The 23,263-nt window shown below is 56.2% G+C and carries 15 protein-coding genes; 11 read left to right on the top strand and 4 right to left on the bottom strand.

Features of this window, described 5'->3' with window-relative positions:
- Positions 1–211 precede the first annotated feature (211 nt).
- Positions 212–2,386 carry an O-linked N-acetylglucosamine transferase, SPINDLY family protein gene (locus GG681_RS15770; protein WP_153548993.1) on the bottom strand — a complete coding sequence of 725 codons (2,175 nt, stop codon included), beginning with the start codon at positions 2,384–2,386 and terminating at the stop codon, positions 212–214.
- 297 nt (positions 2,387–2,683) lie between these two features.
- Between GG681_RS15770 and secE the strand changes: the two genes are divergently transcribed.
- From secE to GG681_RS15715, 11 genes are all read left to right on the top strand, one after another.
- Positions 2,684–2,878 carry a preprotein translocase subunit SecE gene (secE, locus tag GG681_RS15765; RefSeq protein ID WP_153548992.1) on the top strand — a complete coding sequence of 65 codons (195 nt, stop codon included), beginning with the start codon at positions 2,684–2,686 and terminating at the stop codon, positions 2,876–2,878.
- A 214-nt stretch (positions 2,879–3,092) separates the two neighbouring features.
- Entirely contained in the window at positions 3,093–3,626 is a 534-nt protein-coding gene (gene nusG, locus GG681_RS15760; RefSeq protein ID WP_153548991.1) for a transcription termination/antitermination protein NusG, read from the top strand.
- A 132-nt stretch (positions 3,627–3,758) separates the two neighbouring features.
- On the top strand, positions 3,759–4,211 hold the full coding sequence (rplK, locus tag GG681_RS15755; RefSeq protein WP_153548990.1) for a 50S ribosomal protein L11: 453 nt from the start codon (positions 3,759–3,761) through the stop codon (positions 4,209–4,211).
- A gap of 3 nt (positions 4,212–4,214) precedes the next feature.
- Positions 4,215–4,913, top strand: a complete 699-nt coding sequence (rplA, locus tag GG681_RS15750; RefSeq protein WP_153548989.1) for a 50S ribosomal protein L1 — start codon at positions 4,215–4,217, stop codon at positions 4,911–4,913.
- 353 nt (positions 4,914–5,266) lie between these two features.
- Complete coding sequence (rplJ, locus tag GG681_RS15745) at positions 5,267–5,785, top strand: 50S ribosomal protein L10 (protein ID WP_328593419.1); 519 nt, start codon at positions 5,267–5,269, stop codon at positions 5,783–5,785.
- An 80-nt stretch (positions 5,786–5,865) separates the two neighbouring features.
- The gene (rplL, locus tag GG681_RS15740; RefSeq protein ID WP_153548987.1) at positions 5,866–6,240 is read left to right on the top strand and encodes a 50S ribosomal protein L7/L12; all 375 of its coding nucleotides are present in this window, start codon (positions 5,866–5,868) and stop codon (positions 6,238–6,240) included.
- 282 nt (positions 6,241–6,522) lie between these two features.
- Positions 6,523–10,659 (top strand): DNA-directed RNA polymerase subunit beta, encoded by a 4,137-nt coding sequence (gene rpoB, locus GG681_RS15735; RefSeq protein ID WP_153548986.1) that lies wholly within the window; start codon positions 6,523–6,525, stop codon positions 10,657–10,659.
- A 52-nt stretch (positions 10,660–10,711) separates the two neighbouring features.
- On the top strand, positions 10,712–14,950 hold the full coding sequence (gene rpoC / locus GG681_RS15730) for a DNA-directed RNA polymerase subunit beta' (protein ID WP_153548985.1): 4,239 nt from the start codon (positions 10,712–10,714) through the stop codon (positions 14,948–14,950).
- A gap of 349 nt (positions 14,951–15,299) precedes the next feature.
- The gene (locus tag GG681_RS15725; protein WP_328593418.1) at positions 15,300–16,487 is read left to right on the top strand and encodes a GAK system CofD-like protein; all 1,188 of its coding nucleotides are present in this window, start codon (positions 15,300–15,302) and stop codon (positions 16,485–16,487) included.
- A 74-nt stretch (positions 16,488–16,561) separates the two neighbouring features.
- On the top strand, positions 16,562–17,518 hold the full coding sequence (locus tag GG681_RS15720) for an NUDIX domain-containing protein (protein ID WP_153548984.1): 957 nt from the start codon (positions 16,562–16,564) through the stop codon (positions 17,516–17,518).
- A 132-nt stretch (positions 17,519–17,650) separates the two neighbouring features.
- Positions 17,651–17,869: a DUF1127 domain-containing protein gene (locus tag GG681_RS15715; RefSeq protein WP_153548983.1), complete on the top strand. Its 219-nt coding sequence runs from the start codon at positions 17,651–17,653 to the stop codon at positions 17,867–17,869.
- 63 nt (positions 17,870–17,932) lie between these two features.
- Here GG681_RS15715 and GG681_RS15710 read toward each other — a convergent pair whose 3' ends face one another.
- The 3 genes from GG681_RS15710 to edd all read right to left on the bottom strand — a co-directional run bounded on the left by GG681_RS15710 (position 17,933) and on the right by edd (position 23,227).
- Entirely contained in the window at positions 17,933–20,566 is a 2,634-nt protein-coding gene (locus GG681_RS15710) for a methyl-accepting chemotaxis protein (protein WP_153548982.1), read from the bottom strand.
- A 198-nt stretch (positions 20,567–20,764) separates the two neighbouring features.
- Entirely contained in the window at positions 20,765–21,415 is a 651-nt protein-coding gene (gene eda / locus GG681_RS15705) for a bifunctional 4-hydroxy-2-oxoglutarate aldolase/2-dehydro-3-deoxy-phosphogluconate aldolase (protein WP_153548981.1), read from the bottom strand.
- A 3-nt stretch (positions 21,416–21,418) separates the two neighbouring features.
- Positions 21,419–23,227: a phosphogluconate dehydratase gene (edd, locus tag GG681_RS15700; protein WP_153548980.1), complete on the bottom strand. Its 1,809-nt coding sequence runs from the start codon at positions 23,225–23,227 to the stop codon at positions 21,419–21,421.
- Positions 23,228–23,263 lie beyond the last annotated feature (36 nt).

Below are 23,263 nucleotides of genomic sequence, written 5' to 3'. Positions count from 1 at the left end.
TTGCGATCCGCGAAGGCGGCCGCACCGTTGGCGCGGGCGTTGTGTCCAAAATCACTGAGTAATCACTCGTTGATATGACTACGGAAAGGGCGTCCCTCGGGACGCCCTTTTTGTATGTGCGAAAAGATGAAGGCAGAAGCTGCGGTTGCCTGAGCGGCGGGGGCTTTTGCCTGCACCAGAAGCCGAGGGGGATGGTGCAGGCTGAGGGCGCTTACGCTGCGGAGGCTGAGCGCTGTGCCGGGTCGGCGGTTTTGGTGATGTCAATGTGATCTGGCAGCAGCCCATGGCGCCACCGTGCGTGGATGAGATCAAACCCTGCCTCTAGGTCACGGGTGAACCCTCGCGTGTCAAACAAGGGGGCGACGGGGCGGTTTTGCTGAAGGCGGGATCTGAAACGCTCCAGCATGGCAGGGTTTTGCGCCAGTTCTAGCGCTAGTGTTTCGTATTCAGCCTCAGTCGTGCTGATCAGCTCAGGCAGTCCGACAGAGGACAGCAGGCTGGCACCAACACGGGCTGCGAACTGTTTTCCAGCCAGGGTCAGCATCGGAAGCCCTGCCCAGAGTGCGTCGCTCGCGGTTGTGTGGGCGTTTACAACAAATGTGTCGAGGAACAGATCAGCCAGTGTATGACGTGCCAGATGCTGCGGCTGGTCTATGCGAGGCGCGAAAACCAAGCGCGTGGCGTCAACTCCACGTGCCTGCGCTTCCCGGCGCAGGTTGGCCATAGAGGCCGAGCTGGTCTCCAGCAGCCAGAGGACGCTGCCCGGCACCTGTGTCAGCAACCGCATCCAGATATCAAATTCAGCGGGGGTAATCTTGTAGCTGTTATTGAAGCAGCAGAAGACAAAACCCTCTTCGGGAAGGCCGTTTTCCCGGCGACTTATGGCGTGCTCTGAGATCGGGCGTTTGTTGTCGTTGACCTGATAGGAATGTGGCATCCGGATCAGGTGTTCATCAAAATACCGTTCACTGCCCGCAGGGCAGACCTGCCAGTCGCCAATAAGATAGTCAAACACCTGGGAACCCATCGTGCCAGGGTAGCCTAAGTATGACACTTGCAGCGGGGCGAGTTGGGCTGAGAACAAACCACAGCGATTGCCACCGGTATAGCCCTTCAGGTCGATGGCGATATCAAGTTTGTCGCGATGGGCGCGCTGGATAAGTGCATCGTCACTCATCGCGGAGGCCTCGATGAAATGATCAACGTGGTTGCGAACCTGCGCGCGGCTGTCGTCCGCGATATTGGGGCCATAGGAGTAGGCAAACACCTCAAAGCGATGTTTGTCATGGGCTGCAAAAAGCCCTCCCATCAGGTGCATTGTCGCATGGCTGTGGAAATCCGAGGAGAAATACCCAATCCGCAACCGTTGGGGGCGTTTCGTCGGCGGGGTGCGTGTTGGCGCGGGGTGCGGTGTGAAAGTGTCTGTTGCGTTTGCTTGTGTGCGCACGCGCAGAAGGTCGGGGTTATCTTCCATAGATAAGAGCTGGAAGGGCTGGCAAGACGTGCCTTGCAAGCCGATCTGACGCTTGTTCTTCTGGTATTCCTCGATCCAGCTCCAGTCGTTCAGATGGGCCTGGGCATGTAGTTTTGCCGATAGGGACCGATCGCAGGCCTGACCGATTTTATTAGCGTTTTCAAAGCACTGGACCGCCGAGGTATTCTCGCCGTCAAGTACATATAGTTGGCCCAGGTTATAGTGCGCTGGCTTTAGGTCAGGCTGTTGCTCAATCGCGCGCTGATACATTTGTTTGGCTGTTGCGATCTGCCCGGTTTCGCGCAGCGCAGCCGCATAGTTGTAAAGGACAATGGCATTCTCTGGTGCGACCTCTGCCGCGCGTTGCAGATAGTCCAGCGCCTCTCCGGTTTGGCCATCGGCGAGGAGGCGATTGCCCAGATCATTCAGGCCACGAAGGTGTTTCGCATCCAGCTGGAGCGCTTTGCGAAGCAGGGCAATGGCATTGCTACGCTGATCCAATTTCGCAAACACATTGCCGAGCAAAACATAGGTGTCTGCATCCTGTGAATTGAGCTCAAGTGCCTTGTTCAGGCAGGTCGCGGCCTCGTTCAACGAGTCGCGTAAAAGGTGGCACTCGCCCAGTGTCTGCCACAGGAAATGGGATTTGCGATAGGAATTCAGCTGCGCCGCGCAGGTTGAAGCGGCGCGGGTCAGATTGCCGCTTTGAAGGTCCGCGCGAATCTTTTTGACCATGTCCGCAGGGGGTTCATCAATGTTTTTAAGCCGATTGCGCAAAGTCTGCAGCGCTTCGCGGGCTTTGACGTTTTGCGGGTAACGAGACAGGATATCGCTGTAGGCTTTGGCTGCTTCCTCCAGCTTTTCATCCTTCTCCAGGCGTTTGGCTTTGTTGATAAACGTTGCGACAGTCATGGAAATCCTATCTCACTGGCTTAGCGCGAAATGCGGTGGGTCGGCTTCTGCGCCCGTGGGTCCGCTTTCACATGAGGCTAGGCAGAGAAAATTAAGATAGAATTGCTTGGAGCTCGCTATTTGTGGTGATTTAAGGTCATCATTGTGGTCGCTGCCCCAATTGAATGGGTCATAGGGCTGCCCAAAGGGGGGCTGCATAGAGTTGAATACTCTGACGTGGCCCTATCCCCTCTTGAATTTCGCCACGGCTCCGGTTACATCCGCTCAGATCACAAATTAGGAAAGAGACGCAGCCACATGGCCAGCATCAATCCCGTACAGTTCATTCAGCAGGTTCGCGCCGAAGTCGCCAAAGTGGTTTGGCCAACACGCCGTGAGGTTTTGTTGACGACCGTCATGGTCTTTGTTATGGCCGCGCTGACAGCTGTGTTCTTTGCGCTGGTGGATCTGGCCATCCGTTCCGGTCTTTCCTGGGTGCTGAGCGCGTTTTAACACAGTGCTCTGGTGGGCAGTATTGCCTGCATCGCTTTCGCTTGATCTCGGGCCTAAGTCAGAGTAATTGAGCCTTTAATCCTGACATGGCGTGTGGCGATTCGGTTGCACGCCGATTTTTGTTGGGGCGTGTCGCCCATAGGTGGTGGCGCATTAGTAGATAAACGACAGCGTGGCCCAAGTGCCCGCTTGGCAGGACAAGGACGATCAGTTCATGGCGAAACGGTGGTATTCAGTCAGCGTTCTTTCGAACTTCGAAAAGAAAATCGCAGAACAGATCCGTGCCGAAGTGATCGAAAAGGGTCTCGAGGACGATATCGACGAAGTTCTGGTCCCGACCGAAGAGGTGATCGAGGTTCGTCGCGGCAAGAAAGTGACCACTGAGCGTCGTTTCATGCCCGGTTACGTTCTGGTCCATATGGAAATGTCAGATCAGGGCTATCACCTGATTTCCTCGATCAACCGCGTGACTGGTTTCTTGGGGCCGCAGGGCCGTCCGATGCCCATGCGTGATTCCGAAGTGAACGGTATCCTGAACCGCGTTTCGGAAAACGAAGAAGCGCCGCGCACGCTCATCACCTTTGAGGTTGGTGAGAAGGTCAAGGTCAACGACGGTCCGTTCGAAGATTTCGATGGCATGGTCGAAGAGGTCGACGACGACAACCAGAAGCTCAAGGTTACCGTGTCGATCTTTGGCCGGGAAACCCCGGTCGAATTGGATTTCACTCAGGTCACCAAACAGGCCTGATGAAAACAAGCCGCGCCCTGGTTGCGCGGCTTTGAGCGTGGGAGGCTAGGGCATCGCGATGTCTGGGTCGGACCACACAACATGAGTAGCCCAAAGGACGCGTCCTGCGGGTGTTGAAAAGGAGATAACCAGATGGCAAAGAAGCTTGCTGGTACAATGAAGCTGCAGATTCCTGCAGGTCAAGCAAACCCATCCCCGCCGGTTGGCCCGGCGCTGGGTCAGCGCGGCATCAACATCATGGAATTCTGCAAGGCGTTCAACGCCAAAACGCAGGAGATGGAAGCCGGTGCACCGTGCCCAACCGTGATCAGCTACTATCAGGACAAGTCCTTCACCATGGACATCAAGACGCCTCCAGCGTCTTATTACCTGAAAAAAGCTGCTGGCCTGAAGCCGGTTGGTAAGCGTAACCGTCCCCGTGGTGCCGAAGCGCCTGGTCGTGAGATTGTTGCGTCTGTGACTGCTGCTCAGGTTCGTGAAATCGCCGAAGCGAAGATGAAAGATCTCTCCGCAAATGACGTTGAAGCGGCAATGCAGATCATCCTGGGCTCCGCCCGTTCTATGGGTATCGAGGTGAAAGGCTAAATCATGGCAAAGCTCGGTAAACGTACCCGCGCAGCGCGCGAAGCCTTCGCAGGCAAAGAAAATGTCACCGTTGAAGAAGCAGTTGCACTGGTAAAAGCCAACGCAACTTCGAAATTCGACGAGACCGTTGAAATCGCTCTGAACCTCGGCGTTGACACCCGTCACGCAGACCAGATGGTACGCGGCGTAATCGGCCTGCCGAACGGCACCGGTAAAGCAATGCGTGTTGCAGTTTTTGCACGTGGCCCCAAGGCTGACGAAGCAAAAGAAGCAGGTGCAGACGTTGTTGGCGCAGAAGACCTGATGGAAGCCATTCAGGGCGGCAACCTGGACTTTGATCGTTGCATTGCAACCCCAGACATGATGCCCATCGTTGGCCGTCTGGGCAAAATCCTCGGCCCGCGCAACCTGATGCCGAACCCCAAAGTTGGCACCGTGACCATGGATGTGAAAGCAGCCGTGGAAGCAGCCAAAGGTGGTGAAGTTCAGTTTAAGGCGGAAAAAGGCGGCGTTGTACACGCTGGCGTTGGCAAAGCATCCTTTGATGAAGCCAAGCTGGTTGAAAACGTACGTGCCTTCATCTCTGCTGTTGCAAAGGCGAAGCCGTCGGGTGCCAAAGGCGCATACATGAAGAAGATTGCACTGTCTTCCACCATGGGCCCAGGCGTTACCGTTGACGTAGACAACGCGGTTTCCGAATAATATTTTCCCATTCGGGAAGTCTGGGGGCGGGTCCATTTGGATCCGCCCTTTTGCATGGGTGGGAATGTGGATTTACCACTTGGAAAATTCTCGATTTGGGATTAGTAACAACCTCGAAATGAAGCGTGCGATTCGTCGTGCGCTTCATTTCGTTTCGTCCAAGATGGTGGGTGGCCTTTCGATCGGGCCTTAATTTCCCTCCTGAGACGGGTAAAGACCAAAAAGATCGAGGGATTTCTAACCCTCGGGCAGATTTTGGCTCATCCCGTAAAACGGACCCGAACGCTGAATCCCTTGTGGGTTTGGCAAATTATGAGCCGGGGTGTTTTGCACCCCAAAACTTGGAGAGAACTGTGGATAGAGCCCAGAAAGAGAAAGTGGTCGAGGAACTCGGCCAGATCTTCGAAAGCTCTGGCGTTGTGGTCGTAGCCCACTATGCCGGTCTGACAGTTGCCGAGATGCAAGACCTTCGCGCACGTGCTCGTGACGCGGAGTGCTCTGTGCGTGTTGCCAAGAACAGGCTCGCCAAAATCGCCCTCGAGGGTAAGCCGTGTGAAAGCATGACTGACCTGCTGACAGGGATGACCGTACTCACCTATTCCGAGGATCCTGTGGCAGCTGCCAAGGTTGCCGAGGGCTTTGCCAAAGATAACGACAAGTTCGAAATTCTTGGCGGCGCAATGGGTGAAAACGCTCTGGATCGTGCTGGCGTTTCTGCCGTGTCCAAGATGCCTTCCCGCGAGGAGCTCATTGCTTCTATCGCTGGCTGCATCGGCGCACCGGCATCCAATATCGCTGGCGCAATTGGCGCACCTGCAAGCAACATCGCAAGCATCCTTTCGACCATCGAAGAGAAGGCGGAAGCTGCGTAAGCGGTTGGAACTGAATGGCTGGCGTAGGGTGAACCCTTACGTTGGAACACACATACTTTTATACGGAAAGAGCTAAGAAAATGGCTGATCTGAAAGCACTCGCGGAAAGCATCGTTGGTCTGACCCTGCTGGAAGCACAAGAACTGAAAACCATCCTCAAAGACGAGTATGGCATCGAGCCCGCAGCAGGCGGCGCAGTTGTAATGGCTGGCGGCGCAGACGCCGGTGGCGCAGCTGAAGAAGAAAAAACCGAGTTCGACGTTGTTCTGAAGAACGCCGGCGCCTCCAAAATCAACGTGATCAAAGAAGTTCGCGGCATCACCGGTCTTGGCCTGAAAGAAGCCAAAGAGCTGGTCGAAAAAGGCGGCAAGATCAAAGAAGGCGTAGACAAAGCGGAAGCAGAAGACGTCAAAGCGAAGCTGGAAGCAGCTGGCGCAGAAGTCGAGCTGGCCTAAGCGCCGCTTTGGGAGAGAAAAGAGTAGCAATTTCCCAGTGAAGTTGCTTTCAATACTCCCAAGTTTCAGGCTGGGTTCGGGGTTCCCCGAGCCCAGCCGTACCTGTCTTAGCAAGGGTCTCATCTCTGGGGCGTTTTCTAAGGCGAGGTTCAAGGGATCGGGAAGGCCGTCATACGGGACGACGGCCATGAATAGATCCGAACACGCTGTCTCGTATGGGCAAGGCGCCGGAGCCCGGCGGCGCTCTTGTTTCCGTGAGAATATCGAAAGGTGACATCTGACATGGCTCAAACGTTCCTTGGCCAGAAACGTCTTCGGAAATACTACGGCAAAATCCGCGAAGTGCTGGATATGCCGAACCTTATTGAGGTTCAGAAATCTTCTTATGACCTTTTCCTGCGCTCAGGTGATGCAGATCTGCCGTCTGACGGCGAAGGCATCATGGGTGTGTTTCAATCTGTTTTTCCCATCAAGGATTTCAACGAAACCTCCGTTCTGGAGTTTGTGAAATACGAGCTGGAACAGCCGAAGTACGACGTTGAAGAATGTATGCAGCGCGACATGACCTACAGCGCGCCGCTGAAGGTTACTCTGCGTCTGATCGTCTTTGATGTGGACGAAGACACCGGTGCAAAATCGGTGAAAGACATCAAAGAGCAGGACGTCTTCATGGGCGATATGCCTTTGATGACCCCGAACGGCACATTTGTTGTCAATGGCACCGAGCGTGTGATCGTATCGCAGATGCACCGCTCGCCGGGCGTGTTCTTTGACCACGACAAGGGTAAAACCCACTCTTCGGGTAAACTGCTTTTTGCATGCCGTATCATCCCGTACCGCGGTTCCTGGCTCGACTTTGAGTTCGACGCAAAAGACATCGTGTTTGCGCGTATCGACCGTCGCCGCAAATTGCCTGTGACCACCCTGCTGTATGCGCTGGGTCTGGACCAGGAAGGTATCTGTGACGCGTATTTCAATACCGTCAACTACAAGCTGGAAAAAACACGCGGCTGGGTAACCCCGTTCTTCCCTGAGCGCGTACGCGGCACCCGTCCGAGCTATGATCTGGTTGACGCGGCCACCGGCGAAATCATCTGCGAAGCAGGCAAGAAGGTTACCCCTCGTGCCGTGAAGAAGATGATCGACGAAGGCACCATCACCGAGCTGCTGGTTCCGTTTGATCACATCGTTGGTAAATTTGTCTCCAAAGACATCATCAACGAAGAAAACGGTGCAATCTACGTTGAAGCTGGTGATGAGCTGACCCTTGAGTATGACAAGGGTGGCGATCTGATTGGCGGCTCGCTGAAAGAACTGATGGATGCGGGTATCACCGACATTCCGGTTCTTGACATCGATAACGTCAACTATGGCCCCTATATCCGCAACACCATGGCGCAGGACAAGAACATGTCCCGTGAAACTGCGCTTATGGACATCTATCGCGTGATGCGCCCGGGTGAGCCGCCCACCGTTGAAGCAGCCTCGGCGCTGTTTGACACCCTGTTCTTCGACAGCGAGCGCTATGACCTTTCGGCCGTTGGTCGTGTGAAGATGAACATGCGTCTGGCATTGGATGCGGAAGACACCATGCGCACCCTGCGCAAGGAAGACATCATCGCATGTATCAAAGCGCTGGTTGACCTGCGCGATGGCCGTGGTGACATCGACGACATTGACCACCTTGGCAACCGTCGTGTGCGTTCCGTTGGCGAGCTGATGGAAAACCAGTACCGTGTTGGCCTGTTGCGCATGGAGCGCGCAATCAAGGAACGCATGTCGTCGGTTGAAATCGACACCATCATGCCGCAAGACCTGATCAACGCGAAACCAGCTGCCGCAGCTGTGCGTGAATTCTTCGGTTCTTCGCAGCTCAGCCAGTTCATGGACCAAACCAACCCGCTTTCTGAGGTGACGCACAAACGTCGTCTCTCGGCGCTTGGCCCTGGCGGTTTGACCCGTGAGCGTGCGGGCTTTGAGGTGCGCGACGTTCACCCGACCCACTATGGTCGGATGTGTCCGATTGAAACACCGGAAGGCCCGAACATTGGTCTGATCAACTCGCTGGCAACCTTTGCCCGCGTGAACAAATACGGCTTTATCGAAACGCCTTACCGCAAGGTTGTGGATTCTAAAGTTACCGACGAAGTACATTACATGTCGGCAACCGAAGAAATGCGCCACACCGTTGCGCAGGCAAACGCGAGCCTCGACGAAGACGGCAAGTTCGTTAACGACCTGGTCAACACCCGTCAGTCCGGCGACTACACTATGGCGCCAAGCGACGCGGTTGATCTGATCGACGTTTCACCAAAACAGTTGGTCTCGGTTGCGGCATCGCTGATCCCGTTCCTCGAAAACGACGATGCGAACCGGGCCCTGATGGGTTCGAACATGCAACGTCAGGCGGTTCCATTGCTGCGCGCAGAAGCGCCGCTGGTGGGCACCGGTATCGAAGAAAAAGTTGCGATCGACTCGGGCGCTGCGATCCAGGCACGCCGTGCCGGTATCATCGACCAGGTTGATGCTCAGCGTATCGTTATCCGCGCGACTTCGGATCTCGAACTGGGTGATGCGGGCGTTGATATCTACCGCATGCGCAAGTTCCAGCGTTCGAACCAGAACACCTGCATCAACCAGCGTCCGCTGGTGAAAGTAGGCGACACGGTTCAAAAAGGTGAAGTCATTGCCGACGGTCCATCCACTGATATGGGTGAGCTGGCTCTGGGTAAAAACGTGGTCGTCGCGTTTATGCCTTGGAACGGCTACAACTACGAAGACTCCATCCTGATCTCTGAGCGTATCGCGCGTGACGACGTCTTCACCTCGGTTCACATCGAGGAATTTGAAGTCGCCGCACGTGACACCAAGCTTGGCCCAGAAGAAATCACCCGCGACATTCCAAACGTTGGTGAAGAAGCGCTGCGCAACCTCGACGAGGCGGGCATCGTATACATTGGTGCCGACGTAGAGCCGGGCGACATTCTGGTTGGTAAGATCACCCCCAAAGGTGAATCGCCAATGACACCAGAAGAGAAACTGCTGCGTGCGATCTTTGGTGAAAAAGCCTCTGATGTGCGTGACACCTCGCTGCGTGTGAAACCAGGTGACTACGGTACTGTTGTCGAAGTGCGCGTCTTTAACCGCCATGGTGTGGAAAAAGACGAACGTGCGCTGCAGATCGAACGTGAGGAAGTTGAACGCCTCGCCCGTGACCGCGACGACGAACTGGTAATCCTGGATCGCAACATCTACGCGCGTCTGCGTGGCATGCTGAACGGTAAGGTTGCTGTTAAGGGGCCAAAAGGCATTCGCACCGGCACCGAAATCACCGAAGAGCTGCTGGATTCCATGCCGCGCGGCCAATGGTGGATGCTGGCGCTCGAAGATGAGCAGTCCGCACAGGTGGTTGAAGCTCTGAACGAGCAGTACGAAGCACAAAAACGTGCTCTGGACGCCCGTTTTGAAGATAAGGTCGAAAAAGTCCGCCGTGGCGACGATCTGCCGCCGGGTGTGATGAAGATGGTAAAAGTCTTCATCGCCGTTAAGCGTAAGCTGCAGCCGGGTGATAAAATGGCCGGTCGTCACGGGAACAAGGGTGTTATCTCCCGCGTTGTTCCCATGGAAGACATGCCGTTCCTTGCTGATGGTACCCCGGTTGACTTCTGTCTGAACCCACTTGGTGTTCCATCGCGTATGAACGTTGGTCAGATCCTTGAAACCCACATGGGTTGGGCCGCACGTGGCCTTGGTATCAAGGTTGACGACGCGATGCAGGAATACCGTCGTTCTGGCGACCTGACTCCGGTGCGCGAAGCTATGCGCCTGGCCTATGGTGAAGACGTCTATGACGAAGGCATCACCGGCATGGAAGAAGACCAACTGTTGGAAGCGGCAGGCAATGTTGCCCGCGGTGTTCCGATCGCAACCCCGGTCTTTGATGGTGCAAAAGAAGGCGATGTGAACGACGCGCTGGTGCGTGCAGGCTTTGACAGCTCCGGTCAGTCGGTTCTGTTTGATGGCCGCACCGGTGAACAGTTTGCCCGTCCGGTAACAGTGGGTGTCAAATACCTGCTGAAACTGCACCACCTGGTTGATGACAAGATCCACGCACGTTCCACTGGTCCATACTCCCTCGTTACCCAGCAGCCGCTGGGTGGTAAGGCGCAGTTCGGTGGTCAGCGTTTCGGGGAAATGGAAGTCTGGGCGCTGGAAGCTTATGGCGCTGCCTACACCCTGCAGGAAATGCTCACCGTTAAATCGGATGACGTGGCGGGCCGGACCAAGGTCTATGAAAGCATCGTCAAGGGCGAGGATAACTTTGAAGCGGGTATCCCAGAATCGTTCAACGTTCTGGTGAAAGAAGTCCGCGGCCTCGGCCTGAATATGGAACTCCTGGATGCGGAGGCAGAAGAGTAAGGGCTTCGGCCCTTACCCCGCTCCCCCCTTCCGCGAAATTTGAGGTATCAAAATGAACCAGGAAATCACCAACAACCCGTTCAACCCGCTGACGCCGCCCAAAGTCTTTGACGAAATCAAAGTCTCGCTGGCGTCGCCGGAACGGATCCTGTCTTGGTCCTATGGCGAGATCAAAAAGCCAGAAACCATCAACTACCGTACGTTCAAACCCGAACGCGACGGCCTGTTCTGCGCGCGTATCTTTGGCCCGATCAAAGACTATGAATGTCTCTGCGGCAAATATAAGCGCATGAAATATCGCGGCGTTGTCTGCGAAAAATGTGGTGTTGAAGTTACCCTTCAAAAAGTACGCCGTGAGCGTATGGGCCACATTGAACTGGCAGCTCCGGTTGCGCACATCTGGTTCCTGAAATCGCTGCCAAGCCGCATCGGTCTCATGCTGGATATGACCCTGCGTGATCTGGAACGTGTTCTGTACTTTGAAAACTACGTTGTCATCGAGCCGGGTCTGACCGACCTGCAATACGGCCAGATGATGACCGAAGAAGAGTACATGGACGCGCAAGACCAGTTCGGCATGGACGCGTTCACTGCCAACATCGGTGCGGAAGCAATCCGTGACATGCTGGCCCAGATCGATCTGGAGTCTGAGGCAGAGCAGCTGCGCGCTGAACTGGCCGAAGCCACCGGTGAGCTGAAGCCCAAGAAGATCATCAAACGCCTGAAAGTGGTTGAGAGCTTCCTGGAATCCGGCAACCGTCCGGAATGGATGATCATGACCGTTGTGCCGGTTATCCCGCCAGAGCTGCGCCCGCTGGTGCCGCTGGATGGGGGCCGTTTCGCAACCTCTGACCTCAACGATCTGTATCGTCGTGTGATCAACCGGAACAACCGTCTGAAGCGTCTGATTGAACTGCGCGCACCTGACATCATCGTGCGCAACGAAAAGCGGATGCTGCAGGAATCTGTGGATGCGCTGTTTGACAACGGCCGCCGCGGTCGTGTGATCACTGGCGCCAACAAGCGTCCGCTGAAATCGCTTTCGGACATGCTGAAAGGTAAGCAGGGTCGTTTCCGTCAAAACCTTTTGGGTAAGCGCGTCGACTTCTCTGGCCGTTCGGTGATTGTGACCGGTCCTGAGCTGAAGCTGCATCAATGTGGCCTGCCCAAGAAGATGGCGTTGGAACTCTTCAAGCCGTTCATCTATTCGCGTCTGGAAGCCAAAGGTCTGTCTTCCACCGTGAAACAGGCGAAAAAGCTTGTTGAAAAAGAGCGTCCCGAAGTGTGGGATATCCTCGATGAGGTGATCCGCGAACACCCGGTCATGCTGAACCGTGCGCCCACGCTGCACCGTTTGGGGATCCAGGCGTTTGAACCCACTCTGATCGAAGGTAAAGCGATCCAGCTGCACCCGCTCGTATGTTCGGCGTTTAACGCTGACTTTGACGGTGACCAGATGGCGGTTCACGTTCCGCTGAGCCTTGAGGCCCAGCTGGAAGCGCGTGTTCTGATGATGTCGACCAACAACGTTCTGTCACCTGCAAACGGTGCACCGATCATCGTTCCCTCGCAGGATATGATCTTGGGTCTCTACTATCTGACCCTGGAACGCGAAGGCATGATCGGCGAAGGCAAAGTGTTTGGTACACTGGAAGAAGTGCATCACGCGCTTGACGCCGGTGAAGTGCACCTGCACTCCAAAATCACTGCCCGCATTCTGCAGATCGACGAAGAAGGCAACGAGGTCTACCAGCGTTTTGAAACCACGCCGGGCCGCGTCCGTCTGGGCTCGCTCCTGCCGAAAAACGCCAAGGCGCCGTTTGAACTGGTGAACCGTCTTCTGCGGAAGAAAGAAGTTCAGCAGGTCATTGACACCGTCTATCGCTACTGCGGTCAGAAAGAGTCCGTCATCTTCTGTGACCAGATCATGACTATGGGCTTCCGCGAAGCGTTTAAGGCGGGCATCTCGTTCGGCAAAGACGACATGGTAATCCCTGAAAACAAATGGACCATCGTTGATGGCACCCGTGATCAGGTGAAAGACTTTGAACAGCAGTATATGGACGGCCTGATTACTCAGGGCGAAAAATACAACAAAGTTGTTGATGCCTGGTCGAAGTGTAACGACAAGCTCACCGACGCGATGATGTCCACCATCTCGGACGAAAAGCGTGACGAGAACGGCGCGGTTATGGAACCGAACTCGGTTTACATGATGGCCCACTCCGGTGCGCGTGGCTCGGTTACTCAGATGCGTCAGCTGGGCGGTATGCGCGGCCTGATGGCAAAGCCGAACGGCGACATCATCGAAACGCCGGTTATCTCGAACTTTAAAGAAGGTCTGACCGTTCTGGAGTACTTCAACTCCACCCACGGTGCCCGTAAGGGTCTGTCAGATACCGCTTTGAAGACCGCGAACTCCGGTTACCTGACCCGTCGTCTGGTGGACGTTGCACAGGATTGTATCGTTCGCGAACACGACTGTGGCACCGAAAACTCGATCACCGCCGAAGCGGCTGTGAACGACGGTGAGGTTGTTGCAACCCTTGGTGAACGTGTTCTGGGCCGTGTTGTTGCAGAAGACGTGAAACGTCCGGGTGGCGAAGAGATCCTTGCAGCCGCTGGTCAGATCATCGACGAGCGTATGGCTGACGCCATCGAAACTGCGGGTGTTCAATCCATGCGCATCCGCTCGCCGCTGACCTGTGAAAGCGAAGAGGGCGTCTGTGTTCAGTGTTACGGTCGTGACCTTGCACGTGGTACCAAGGTGAACATCGGCGAAGCGGTGGGTATCATCGCGGCACAGTCGATTGGTGAACCTGGTACACAGCTGACCATGCGTACCTTCCACATCGGCGGCGTTGCGCAGGGTGGTCAACAGTCCTTCCAGGAAGCAAGCCAGGAAGGTAAGATCGTATTCGAGAACCCGAACATCCTGGAAAACGCCAATGGCGAGATCCTGGTTGTTGGCCGCAACATGAAGCTGATCATCGAAGACGAGCACGGCGAAGAGCGTGCCAGCCACAAGCTGGGTTATGGCTCCAAACTGTTTGTCAAAGAAGGCCAGCAGATTGCCCGTGGCGACAAGCTGTTCGAATGGGATCCTTACACCCTGCCGATCATCGCGGAAAAAGGCGGTACTGCAAAATACGTCGACCTGGTTTCTGGTCTGGCGGTGCGCGAAGAGACCGACGAAGCCACAGGTATGACCCAGAAGATCGTGATCGACTGGCGTGCAGCACCTAAGGGTTCCGACATGAAGCCGGAGATCATCCTGATCGACAGCGACGGTGAGCCGATCCGCAACGATCTGGGCAATCCGGTGACCTACCCGATGTCTGTGGACGCGATCTTGTCGTGCGAAGATGGTCAAGCCATGAAAGCCGGTGACATCGTTGCGCGTATCCCGCGTGAAGGTGCCAAGACCAAGGACATCACCGGTGGTCTGCCGCGCGTTGCGGAACTGTTCGAAGCTCGTCGTCCAAAAGACCACGCGATCATCGCCGAAATCGATGGTTACGTGCGCTTTGGCCGCGACTACAAGAACAAGCGTCGCATCTCGATCGAGCCAGCAGATGAGACACTGGAAACCGTCGAATACATGGTTCCCAAGGGCAAGCACATTCCTGTTCAGGAAGGCGACTTTGTCCAGAAGGGTGACTACATCATGGATGGTAACCCAGCACCGCACGACATCCTGTCCATCATGGGTGTTGAAGCACTGGCGAACTACATGATCGACGAAGTTCAGGACGTTTATCGTCTGCAGGGCGTGAAGATCAACGACAAGCACATCGAGGTGATCGTTCGCCAGATGCTGCAAAAGTGGGAGATCTCCGACTCTGGTGAGACCACACTGCTCAAAGGTGAGCACGTGGACAAACAAGAGTTCGACCATGCCAATGAAAAGGCAATTGCCCGTGGCAAGCGCACTGCCAAAGGTGAGCCGATCCTCTTGGGTATCACCAAAGCGTCCTTGCAGACCCGCTCCTTTATCTCTGCGGCTTCCTTCCAGGAGACCACCCGTGTCCTGACAGAAGCATCCGTTCAGGGCAAAAGAGACAAGCTGGTTGGCCTCAAGGAAAACGTAATCGTGGGTCGTCTGATCCCGGCGGGTACTGGTGGGGCAACCCAGCGTATGCGTCAGGTCGCACAGGCACGCGACAGCGTTGTGCTCGAAGCGCGTCGCGAAGAAGCTGCTGCAGCTGCTGCTCTGGCCGCTCCGGTGGTCGAAGACGATCTTGGCGACAACCTGGACATCCTGGTGGAAACACCAGAAAGCCGCGAATAAGAGTGACCCCCAGTGCCTTTGGGCGCTGGGACACGCTAGAACAAGAAAAGGCCCGCAAATTTGCGGGCCTTTTCATTGGTAGCCAGCCTGTAACGGGGCGCAGGTTTCGCGCCAGGCTAGTGATGCAAGTGCGCCCAAAGGCGGATCTGTGCCCAGACAGGTCGAATGGCTGGTTGCTGCGCGTTATTTTCGCTACGTCGGTCCACAGGCTGCCTCCCTTTTGAAAAAAGGGCACGTATGTGTGTTCACCGGCAGGCAACAAAGTAATTTTATGTGTCATCTGTCGCTCGATCGCGGCATCCTGCAAAAGCCTTTTGATAGCGTTGCCAGATCATTGGAGAATTGACCCGTGGTGGATTTGAACCTCTCCCGCATTGTGGACATCCCGGATAGGCTGCGGGTAGCGCGCGCCAAAAGCTTTCCTAATCTTGGCCCGCGCATTTTGTTTTTCAGCGGCGGCAGCGCGCTCAACGATATCGCGCGCAGTCTCAAACATTACACTCATAATTCCATGCATCTGATCACGCCCTTCGACAGCGGCGGCAGCTCGCAGGTGTTGCGCGAGGCGTTCGATATGCCCGCTGTTGGGGATCTTCGCAGCCGATTGATGGCCTTGGCGGATGAAACAGTGCTGGGGCAGCCTGATATCTATCGGCTGTTTACCTACCGTTTCGCCGTCAAGGCAGAGCCTATGGCGCTGCAAGAAGAATTTTGCAGCCTGCTCTCTGGGCGGCACGCAATGATACGGGCGGTGTCGCAACCAATGCGCGGTCTGATCCTGTCGCAGCTGAAAGTCTTTGATCAGCATCGCGCCCCGGATTTCAGCTTTGCAGGGGCGAGCGTTGGCAATCTTATTCTGGCAGGCGGCTATCTCGCCAATGAGCGCGCGCTGGAGCCCGTGTTGTTTTTGATGTCAAAGATGGTGGCAGTCAAAGGCACGGTGCGCTCAATTGTGGATCGCAATCTGGACCTTGGCGCCCTGTTGATGGATGGCAGCACTGTGATTGGTCAACGCCAGATCTCCGGCAAAGAAGTGGCCCCCATCACCGCGCCGATCAAAGAGCTGTTTCTGGTTGAAAACGGCGCTGCGATAGAGGCTGAGCGGGTCAAACTGCCAGAACGAAACCGCGATGCCATCGCCGACGCCGATCTGATTTGTTATGCGCCCGGCAGTCTCTATAGCAGTGTGATCGCCAATTTGCTGCCAGCTGAGACTGGGCGTACCATTGCCGGGCGCGCGGTGCCGAAGGTCTATCTGCCAAGTCTCGGGAGTGACCCTGAATGTATTGGTATGACTTTGGTGGATCAGGTAGCGGCAATTTTGCAGGCGCTGCGTCAGGATGTGGGCGACAACTGTGCAAATAGCGCACTGATGGATGTGGTGCTTTGTGACAGCAAATCATTTGACCCGTCACAGGCCGAGCTGCTGCAGCATCGCTTTGGAATTGCCTGTGTCGCGGTCCCGCTTGCACAACAAGACCGCGCTGATCGTTATGATCCGGATCGCGTCTCAGAAGCACTGATTTCCATGACCTGACAAGGCGTTAACCTGAAACCTGACCCGGAGGCAATAATCTGCTATAGTGGCCCTATTGCGGAAGGGAGGGGAGGATGCGACATCATCGACGCCTGACACTCATCTGCCATGGCAAAACCGAATCGAATTGGCCCGGCGATGATTTTTCACGACCATTGCGCAGTTCAGGCAAACGCCTGGCGCAGAAGTTTGGCTCATATCTTGCGGAACATGGCATTGACGACCCGATGCTGGCTTCACCGGCCCATCGTACCCGGACCAGTGCGGAAAAAGCTGCCAAGGTTTGCGGCCGTCCCACCAGTAGGGTTCGCTATGAACGCTGGCTTTATCGACCAGCTTTGGCAGAGCAGCTCTCTATTCTCACGCCCTATCTCATGCGTAACAATCTGATCTATTTTGGCCATCCCGCGGCCATGCAGGAACTGATGCTGCATTTGTTGGGACCAGAGGCGATGCCTGCACAATTTGGGCTTGGTCATCTTGCGCAGCTTGAAGTCGAGCTGGATGGCAGCACCGGCCGCACGATTGAAGCAGAACTGTCTCAGCTTCTCAGTGATCTGAATCTTCCCAGGGGGTTTCCCGATCCCAATGGTTCTGCCCGGCGATCGCGGCCTGCGTATTACTATCGTCAATCCGGGGTGCTGCCGTACCGCTGGGTGTCGCAGGGGCCGCAGATTCTGTTGATTTCCACCCGCAGTGGCCGTCATTGGGGGGTGCCAAAAGGCATCTGCGAGCCGGGCTTGTCACCGCAGGTTTCTGCAGCCAAGGAAGCGCTGGAAGAAGCAGGCGTGTCCGGGCCAGTTTCAGATCATGCGTTTGGCGAATATACCGTAGGAAAATGGGGTGGGGTGTGTCACGTGCAGCTCCATGCGATGCGGGTTGAGGATGAACATTGCCCCGCCGCGCATTCAAATGGTCTGCGCGCGCGCAGCTGGCAATCCCCGCAACAGGCCGCGGAACGGGTGCGCAATCCCGAACTGGCGTCACTGATCCGCGGATTTTCTGAAACCCTGACGCGCAATCTTCATTAAGGCCTAGACTGCCTCGATCTCAATTGCAGCGGCCGCATGGCGGCTATACGGCTGCGGGCCTATCTCAGCCGAACAGTGGCACCTATATCGCGGTGCAAGGGGAGGATATCGAAACTCTAGGAGAGATATCCAATGGCACTTGCACAGACGGTCAAACCAAGCTTTGGCTGGAACATTATGACCCGCCCATTTGTGGCGCTAGGTAATTTTCTGGTTGCGATCGGAGAAGCCAACAGCCGGGTTCGCGCCACGCGCGTCCTGATGGCGATGAGCGATGAAGAACTGGCAGAACGTGGCCTGAAACGTGATCAGATCGTTCAGCACGTTTTTTCTGAAAGCTTCTATATCTGATCTTCAGATCAGCAATCACCCCAAAGGGACGGGCCGGGTCTGGCCCGTCCCTTTGTCTATGGCTCACATGGCTTGTAAAAAGACCGCGTCCTGCTGGGTTTCGGCGGGGTTTGCACTGACTTGAAACCGGTCAATGGCGGCCTGCATGGCGCGCGCTTCTTTTGAAAGCCCCGCGCTGGATTGGGTCACCCCCTGCAGCAGCTGGTCGTTCATCTTGGTGGTATTGTCGAGAGCGATCATCGCGTGATTGATCGATTGCAGATCCTGTGATTGTGCTCCGGCTGCATTGGATATTTCGCTCATTTGTTTGGCGGCATGGGCCACCGTGTTGGAAATCTCGCTCATGGCTTTGCCGGTGCGCCCAACCAGATCCGAGCCCAATTCAACTTGGGCGTTGCTTTCTTTCACCAGCTGGGTGATTTGGTCCGCGGCTGTTTTGGATTTACTGGCCAACTCGCGCACTTCCGAGGCCACAACAGCAAAGCCTTTGCCAACGCTGCCAGCGCGCGCGGCCTCGACGCCTGCATTCAGCGCCAGCAGGTTGGTTTGCTGGGCAATGCCGTCAATGGTGCCGATGATTTCTGCGATTTTTTGTGAACTCACCTGAAGGTCGCGCATGGCAGCGATGGTTTCATCTACCACTTCAATGCTGGCGGTTGCCGTGTTTTGCGCATCCTGAACTGACACGGACACCGCGTTTGATGCCTCTGCCGTGCCGGAAATCGATTTCGACAGGCGGCTGAGCGATGAAGTGGTCTCCGCCAGCGTATCCGCTGTTTCACCAGATTTCTGCGACAGATCCTGGGTAACGCCAGAGATTCCGCCGCTGTTATTCACAATCGAACGTCCGCTGCCTGAAACGGTTAGCACCGAAGCCTCCAGGCGTTCGACTGCGGTATTGAAATCATCGCGCAGCTTTTTGTAGCCACCTTCCAGCTCAACAGTGACGCGCGCAGTCAGATCGCCACCTGAAAGCCGTTCGAGCCCATTGCCAAGCGCGTTGACCGCCAGTTTCTGCTGGGCCTGGCGGGCCTCGCGTTCTTCTTTTGCGCACCGCTCCACCTGATCCTTTTCCACGAGCCCATTGCGGAACACGGTAAGCGCGCGGGCAATGCGGGCAATCTCAGTGCTGGAGCGATCAAACCCTTCAACCGGGCTCATATCACCTGCCGCCAGGTGCTCGGTTGTTTCGCTCAACCGGGCCAGCGGACGTAGGATAAAAAGATGCGTGAGCCAGATGCCCAAAACCACAACAATGGCAGAGCTGATCAAAATCGCGTTGAGCCGTTCCCGCGCAAGCGCCACATCACGTGCGATGGCTTCGGCGCTTTGGGCCATGCCATCGCGACTGCTATAGGCCAGATCTGTGGTCATCTGGGTGATTTTGCCCATCGCGGCAGCAGCCGTCAGCGAGGCGGCGCGCGCCGTGTCTCGGGCGTTGAGTGCGTTTAGTTTGGTGCCGCGAAGACCATCCGTGCCAACAAGCGCATCAAGCGAGAGTTGTGTTGCCTCATCCAGCGTGACGTTTGCGCTCGCCATTTCGCGCAGCAGGTCGTGATACAGTTCGGGCAGCCGCTCACCAATTGCAACGACACTGCGCTGATCATTGGCCACCACAAGCTCAAGCGCGGTGGCGCGAAACAGGGCCAGCCGATTGTTGATATCCAAGATCTGCAACAGATTGCGGACCTCATTGCCAAACAGATCATCGGTAGAGGCCAGGTTGCTCGCGCCGACATCCTCAGAGGCAAACTGGAGCATCATCATCATGGTTTCACTATGCCCGGCCAGCTCACTGTCGGCCTGAAGCTGCTGCATCTCGGCGCGACGCACCAGCGATGTATGCGGCGTTTGAGGTGCGTTGATGATCCGGTTCCAGCCCGAAAGGGCCTGTTTCGTCAGGGTAAGGTTGGCGCGAATGGCGGGATTGTCGAGCGCAGCGTTCAAGGAATTCTTAGCGGTCGTATGTGCGTTGCGTGCGGCTTCTGTGCGTTTTTGTCTTTCCTGCAGATCCGCCGCCGTGCTGATCATCAGCGCCTTTACCGCCAGCACAGCAACATCGGTGCGTAGCTGCATGATCTGGTTGATTGCCGGGAATTCCCGCCCAACAAGGTTTTTCAGCGCGCTGTCCATGATCGTAACAATTTTGGCGCTGCTCTTGCGCATGCGCGCTTCCGCCTCTTGTGCGGATTGGGCCAGTTGGCTTTGTGCGGTGATGGTAGCCTGTGACAGAGCCTGCACCTGGGCCGACATATCCTTGGCCGCAGAAAATTCAACGGTGCGGTTTGTGGTCAGCGTTCCAAGCGCGCGACGGGCAACTGTGAGCTCCGCTTCAAGCGCCGTTTTCTGCTCCGGTGCCAGATCGGGTAACTGCGCTAATATGCGGTTCAACGTGGCCTCTTCGCGATCATGGGCCGTGGCCAGTGCCGCGCTGTCAGAGGCCAGCAGTAGGGTGATCAGTTCGGTTTGCGCCTTGCTGACCGTCTCGCCCACATCGGCGGTTTGCGCCAATGTGGGCAGCCGATCTTGCGTCATGTCATCAACATTTGTGGTGATCCGCTCAAAGGATGTGTTGATCATCAAACTGCCCACCGCAGAGGTGACGGCCATTGCCAGAAGTATCAGGATAATCTTTGCACCCACACTGCCGAGACTGCGCCTGATCCAGCTTTCACGGGTCAAATGTTTGGATGCCATTAGATTGTGTCCATTCTACCGGATGCGCCAGTGTCCAGCCTGTCAGAATTAAAAATTCGGCGTCTGGAATTGGTCGCGGAAATTTGTAAATTTTCCCTCTAAAAAGCAGGCTTAGCGATTTTGTGATCGTACAAAAATAAAACCGGCAAGCCTGGGGCCTGCCGGTCGTACATAATCCGATGGATTTTCTATGGCGGGTTACGCTGCGCCCAAGGTGCTTGCATCCGCTGCGAGGGCGGTGATCTCATCCCATTGACCTGCCTGAACCATCGCTTTTGGCGCGACCCAGCTGCCGCCGGCGCAGACAACGTTTGGCAGGCTCAGATAGGTGTTTGCGTTTTCCGGGCTCACACCACCGGTGGGACAGAAGGTGATCTGCGGCAATGGGGCACCAATGGCTTTGAGCGCAGGCGCGCCGCCTGACGCTTCGGCAGGGAAGAACTTCAGCATATCATAGCCGCGCGACAACAGGCGCATCGCTTCGCTTGCGGTGGCGGCACCTGGTAGCAAGGGCAGGCCAAGCGCTTCGCAGGTTTCCAAAAGCTCATCTGTGGCACCGGGAGACACCCCAAACAGCGCACCCGCACGGGAGGCTGCAATGGCGTCTTCGGGCGTGACCAACGTGCCAGCACCAACAACGCCACCTTCGACCTGTGACATTTCACGGATCACATCCAGCGCGGCGGGCGTGCGCAGGGTCACTTCCAGCGCGGGCAGGCCACCATTGACCAGAGCCTGTGCCAAAGGTTTTGCGGTTGCCGCATCCTCTACCACCAGAACCGGGACAATTGGGGCCAGGCTACAGATGGATTTGGCCTTTTCGCTGGCCTGTTGCGGGGTCAGGGACATGTCTTACACTCCAAATACGCTGGCACCTTCATCGGCGGCAGCCACATTGCGCCGGAAGGCTTGAAACAGATCACGGCCAGTGCCGTGTTCATTGGCCGAAAGATCAGCCGTTACAACCGGGCGCTCGAGCACGCCTTCGGTCAGGATTTCCAGAACACCCGAGGGCGCGTCCAGGCGCACAATGTCACCATCGCGCAATTTTGCAATAGGGCCGCCATCCAGCGCCTCAGGCACCACATGGATTGCCGCGGGAACTTTGCCCGAAGCACCCGACATACGGCCGTCGGTCACCAGTGCCACCTGTTTGCCCTGTCCCTGCAGGATCGACAAGATCGGAGTCAATGAATGCAGTTCCGGCATGCCGTTGGCTTTGGGACCCTGAAAGCGCACCACCACGATCACATCGTCGGTCAGCTCACCTGCTTTAAACGCGGCTTTGGCCTCGTCTTGGTCATGAAACACCCGTACGGGGGCTTCCACCACGCGGTGCTCTTCGGCCACGGCAGAGATTTTGATCACCCCGGTGCCCAATTTACCAGACACGCGTTTCAGACCGCCGGTGGCTTGGAACGCATCTTTGGTCGGGCGCAGGATGGCTTCGTTCAGGCTTTTGCCCGCACCTTGGCGCCAGGTCAGACCATCTTCCGACAGGAAGGGCTCCATCATATAGTTTTCCAGACCTTCGCCCGCCACGGTTTTGGTATCCGGGTGCAAGAAGCCTGAATTCAGAAGCTCCCCGATCATAAAGCCCAATCCACCTGCGGCATGGAAATGATTCACATCCGCAAGCCCGTTCGGATAGACCCGTGCGAGCAGCGGCACATTGTCAGAAAGATCCGAGAAATCCTGCCAATCAAGAATGATGCCACCAGCGCGCGCCATCGCAATCAGGTGGATCAGCAGGTTGGTAGAGCCGCCCGTGGCCATCAGACCCACGATGCCGTTCACATAGGCTTTCTCATCCAGCACGTCACAGACCGGGGTGTAATTATTGCCCAAAGCCGAAAGCGACAGCGCCTTTCGCGCGCCTTCTTCGGTCAGCGCATCCCGCAGCTCGGTGCCCGGATTGACAAAGGATGAACCCGGCAAGTGCAGCCCCATGAATTCCATCAGCATCTGATTGGTATTGGCAGTGCCATAAAACGTGCAGGTGCCGGGGCTGTGATAAGAGGCCATCTCTGATTTCAGCAGCTCTTCACGGCCCACTTCCCCTTTGGCAAAGGCCTGTCGTGTCTTGGCTTTCTGGTCGTTGGAAATGCCCGAAACCATTGGGCCAGCGGGCAAAAACACCGCGGGCACATGGCCAAAGGACTGCGCCCCGATCACCAAACCTGGCACGATCTTGTCGCAAACCCCAAGATAGACAGAGGAATCAAACACATTGTGCGACATCGCCACACCGGTCGCCATCGCAATCACATCGCGTGAAAACAGCGAAAGCTCCATCCCGGCTTCGCCCTGGGTGACGCCGTCGCACATGGCCGGCACGCCGCCCGCGACCTGCGCGGTGCCCCCGATTGCACGCACCGCTTTGCGAATGCGTTCCGGGTAGATCTCAAACGGCTGATGCGCCGAAAGCATGTCATTATAGGCGGTGATAATGCCCAGATGGCCTGCGGATGTGGTGGCCAGTTGGCCCTGATCTTCACCAGCGGCCGCATAGGCATGCGCCTGTCCCGAACAGCTGAGATGCGCGCGTGCGGGGCCTTTTTTCTGCGCCGCCTCCATGCGTTTCATATAGGCGCTGCGGGTGGCTTCGCTGCGGGCGATGATCCGGTCTGTCACCGATTGGACGGTCTGGTTCAAGCTCATCTGGCTGCCTTTTCAAACGTTGGGGTGCCGAGGGGG

Source organism: Tritonibacter aquimaris, from assembly GCF_009617595.1.
Classification (GTDB): domain Bacteria; phylum Pseudomonadota; class Alphaproteobacteria; order Rhodobacterales; family Rhodobacteraceae; genus Epibacterium; species Epibacterium aquimaris.
Note: the sequence above shows the minus strand (reverse complement) of the source record. Positions and strands in the feature narration are given on the sequence as shown.

What these genes read in the sequence shown, in the direction of transcription:
- GG681_RS15770 (WP_153548993.1), bottom strand. Translation starts at nt 2,386, where the DNA reads ATGACTGTCGCAACGTTTATCAACAAAGCCAAACGCCTGGAGAAGGAT.
- secE (WP_153548992.1), top strand. Translation starts at nt 2,684, where the DNA reads ATGGCCAGCATCAATCCCGTACAGTTCATTCAGCAGGTTCGCGCCGAA.
- nusG (WP_153548991.1), top strand. Translation starts at nt 3,093, where the DNA reads ATGGCGAAACGGTGGTATTCAGTCAGCGTTCTTTCGAACTTCGAAAAG.
- rplK (WP_153548990.1), top strand. Translation starts at nt 3,759, where the DNA reads ATGGCAAAGAAGCTTGCTGGTACAATGAAGCTGCAGATTCCTGCAGGT.
- rplA (WP_153548989.1), top strand. Translation starts at nt 4,215, where the DNA reads ATGGCAAAGCTCGGTAAACGTACCCGCGCAGCGCGCGAAGCCTTCGCA.
- rplL (WP_153548987.1), top strand. Translation starts at nt 5,866, where the DNA reads ATGGCTGATCTGAAAGCACTCGCGGAAAGCATCGTTGGTCTGACCCTG.
- rpoB (WP_153548986.1), top strand. Translation starts at nt 6,523, where the DNA reads ATGGCTCAAACGTTCCTTGGCCAGAAACGTCTTCGGAAATACTACGGC.
- rpoC (WP_153548985.1), top strand. Translation starts at nt 10,712, where the DNA reads ATGAACCAGGAAATCACCAACAACCCGTTCAACCCGCTGACGCCGCCC.
- GG681_RS15720 (WP_153548984.1), top strand. Translation starts at nt 16,562, where the DNA reads ATGCGACATCATCGACGCCTGACACTCATCTGCCATGGCAAAACCGAA.
- GG681_RS15715 (WP_153548983.1), top strand. Translation starts at nt 17,651, where the DNA reads ATGGCACTTGCACAGACGGTCAAACCAAGCTTTGGCTGGAACATTATG.
- GG681_RS15710 (WP_153548982.1), bottom strand. Translation starts at nt 20,566, where the DNA reads ATGGCATCCAAACATTTGACCCGTGAAAGCTGGATCAGGCGCAGTCTC.
- eda (WP_153548981.1), bottom strand. Translation starts at nt 21,415, where the DNA reads ATGTCCCTGACCCCGCAACAGGCCAGCGAAAAGGCCAAATCCATCTGT.
- edd (WP_153548980.1), bottom strand. Translation starts at nt 23,227, where the DNA reads ATGAGCTTGAACCAGACCGTCCAATCGGTGACAGACCGGATCATCGCC.